Below are 2774 nucleotides of genomic sequence, written 5' to 3'. Positions count from 1 at the left end.
GGGTTGGGCTGGGTCGTGTCGACGGTGAAGACGCGGTTCTGTACGACCGACTTGACGGCGGGGTCGGCGGCGAGCTTCTTGGCCTGCGCCTCGGAGACCTCGACGGAGTAGCCGTTGAGGGCGGCGCTGTAGGTCCGGTCGATCCGCGCGCCGTACCGCTTGGCGACTGCCTTGCCGCTGTCGGCGGTGGAGCGGGCGGCAGAGTCGTTCAGGGTCACGATGTAGCTGCCGGAGACGGTGCCGGCGGCGCCGGCGTTCTCGATGACGCCCTGCGGGGCGGCCGGGGTGGCTGCCGCGGCGGGTAACGCGGCGGCCGCGCCGAGCGCGAGGGCCGTGACGGCCATGGCGCTGATACCGGCAATTCTCCGGTGGGTGTGACGCTTCGCGGACATGTGGGGGGTCCTCCTCGTAGGCGGTGTGTTGCGGCGTACGGCGGGCCGTTGTGAGGGCACGTCAGAGCGCGGGCATAGCCATGCTCATGACAATCAACAAGGGCCCGAGCGAACGGTCGCTAACGAAAGGTTGGCCCACCTCCGGCACCCGCACAAGAGGCAGGCCGACGCGCAACATCCCTGCCACACAACGGCCATGATCGAGCAAAGGCGCTCCGCACATGACGCACGCACTCCCCGGGTAGGTCTGCTCCGAAGACGGCCCCGCTCGGACGTCCGTACGGCGCATTGGTGCTGCCCCGGCTGCGACGCGGACCCTGTGACCTCCAATGCACGCCGGATCCGGTGGCCGCGCTCGAACCGGCGGCTGGACCGCGTTCGTTGTGGCGGTACGGGTCCGCGCTGCCCCTGCCGGGGGCGTTCTCCGTCTCGATGGCGGAGGGGAACACTCCGATGGTGCGGCCGACACAGCGGATTCACGCCATCCGCCCTTGCGGCCTCGGCCCGGCCGTTGATTGAGCCGTTGCTGCCGATGCCCCCCCGGTAGCCACTGGCCGTAGTGCGGATAGAGCGTCACCAGGTGGGCGGGCCCGTCGTGTCGGCCCGTCGTGTCGGCAGCGCGCGAGGACCTCACGAACCGGATCGGGAGTCAGGTGCGGTCCATGTCGCGGGCCGGTCGCATGGCCACCCAGGAATGGCAGTTGTTCTCCGCCGAGTTCCTCGACTGCCTGGGCGCCCTCTTCGTCGAGAAACCCGGCCTCGACACCCCGTAGGCCAAGGCCGCCCTCAAGGACGCCTCCGAAGCCGCGGCCGGGGCCGTCGCTTACGCGGCGTACCACCCGCACGGGAGGGTTGGCCGTCACCGCAGGGCCCTGGGTGAAGCCTGGCCCGGGGCTCGGCCTCGGACTCTCGGGCCGGGCGGATCGGATCGACTTGCGCGATCTTTCAAACACGCTCGCGGCCGACGGTTCCCGGGCGGGTGCTGCTCAGGTGCTGCGCTGGCCGTGGGTGGTCTGGCGGAGTTGCTCGGTGTGCCGGGTCAGGGTGTCGATGCGTTCGGCAAGTTCGGCGTCCTGGGGCCGCAGGTGGGTTCGGGTGTCGGTCAGGGGGCGTACGAGGCGGGCGGCGTCGTCGTGGCCGAGGGCCTGGTTCAGGGCGCCGACCGCGTCGGCGGCGTCGGCGGGGAGGCCGGTGAGGGCGGTGATCTGTGCGGCGAGGCGGCGGAGGTCGGCTGCGTTGTCGCGGGCCCAGGCGGTGACGGTTCGGTCGGCGGCGCGTGTGTCGCGGGTGGCCTGGACTCGTTCTTCGCCGGTGGAGCCGGGGGTGCCGGGGCGCAGGCGGAGGTAGCGGCGTTCGGCGGCCTGGCGGCTGGCGACGCCGAGGGGTCCGGCGAGCTCGGCCCAGCTCGCACCCTCGCCGCGGGCGATTTCGATCAGCCCGCTCTCCCAGCCGGCGAGCTGTTCGCGGACCTGGCGCAGCGTCAGCAGGGCGGCCAGGGCCGGGTGCGGGCCGGAGCCGGCCGCGGGCGGCGCTGGGGTCGCAGGCGTTTGCGCGGAGGACTGCTGCGCGTTCTTTACGGACTGGTTGATGGCCTCCAGAGCTGCCGCGGCGGCGCTGAAGGGGACGGGTGTGGCCGGCGGGGTGGGTTCGTTCATGGGACTCTCCGTCGTCTCGTCATCCTCCAGATGACGCCTTGCTTGTCATCGTTTCGATGACATGTTACAACGGGTGCACGTTGAAGCGCATTGGCAGTTTCTGCCTGAACCAACTGAACCAACTGGAGGTGTTTCGCGATGTTGATGCGCACCGACCCGTTCCGCGAGATGGACCGGATCGTCCAGCAGCTGTCGGGTACGTCCGGGACCTGGTCGAAGCCGTCCGTCATGCCGATGGACGCCTACCGCGAGGGCGACGAGTACGTGATCGCCTTCGACCTCCCGGGGGTGAGCACCGAGGCGATCGACATCGACGTCGAGCGGAACATGCTGACCGTGAAGGCGGAGCGCCGCCCGGTCGCGAAGGCCGACTCCGTGAAGGTGGAGCTCTCCGAGCGACCCCTCGGCGTCTTCTCCCGCCAGATCATGCTGGCCGACACCCTCGACACCGAGCGCATCAAGGCCGACTACGACGCTGGTGTCCTGACCCTGCGCATCCCGATCGCCGAGCGCGCCAAGCCCCGCAAGATCAGCATCGGCGGCGAAGCGGGCCGCAAGCAGATCTCCGGCTGAACCCTCCCGCACCAGCCGGCCGCGGAGGGCGGGGAAAGCAGATTTTCCCTCGGCACCCCGCCCTCCGCCGCCGGCTGGTGCGGTACGGTTCAGCCGGAGATCTGCTTGCAGCCCGCATAGGCGCCGGTTCTGCAACTTGTGGGCTTACTCTTAT

The 2774-nt window shown here is 70.3% G+C and carries 3 protein-coding genes; 1 reads left to right on the top strand and 2 read right to left on the bottom strand.

The features are described from left to right. Nucleotides 1-392 (bottom strand): protease inhibitor I9 family protein (locus PV721_RS42640; RefSeq protein ID WP_319734169.1); only part of this gene is annotated, 392 nt, incomplete at its 3' end. Nucleotides 393-1378: 986 nt separating this feature from the next. Beyond that, nucleotides 1379-2047 carry an HSP18 transcriptional regulator gene (locus PV721_RS42635; protein ID WP_319734167.1) on the bottom strand — a complete coding sequence of 223 codons (669 nt, stop codon included), beginning with the start codon at nt 2045-2047 and terminating at the stop codon, nt 1379-1381. Nucleotides 2048-2185: 138 nt separating this feature from the next. Between PV721_RS42635 and PV721_RS42630 the strand changes: the two genes are divergently transcribed. Beyond that, nucleotides 2186-2620, top strand: a complete 435-nt coding sequence (locus PV721_RS42630) for an Hsp20/alpha crystallin family protein (RefSeq protein WP_319734165.1) — start codon at nt 2186-2188, stop codon at nt 2618-2620. Nucleotides 2621-2774 lie beyond the last annotated feature (154 nt).

The organism is Streptomyces sp. MB09-01, assembly GCF_033794505.1.
In the GTDB taxonomy this organism is placed as follows: domain Bacteria; phylum Actinomycetota; class Actinomycetes; order Streptomycetales; family Streptomycetaceae; genus Streptomyces.
Note: the sequence above shows the minus strand (reverse complement) of the source record. Positions and strands in the feature narration are given on the sequence as shown.

Excerpts from the sequence above, each read along its gene's own strand:
- PV721_RS42635 (WP_319734167.1), bottom strand. The coding sequence starts at position 2,047 with ATGAACGAACCCACCCCGCCGGCCACACCCGTCCCCTTCAGCGCCGCC.
- PV721_RS42630 (WP_319734165.1), top strand. The coding sequence starts at position 2,186 with ATGTTGATGCGCACCGACCCGTTCCGCGAGATGGACCGGATCGTCCAG.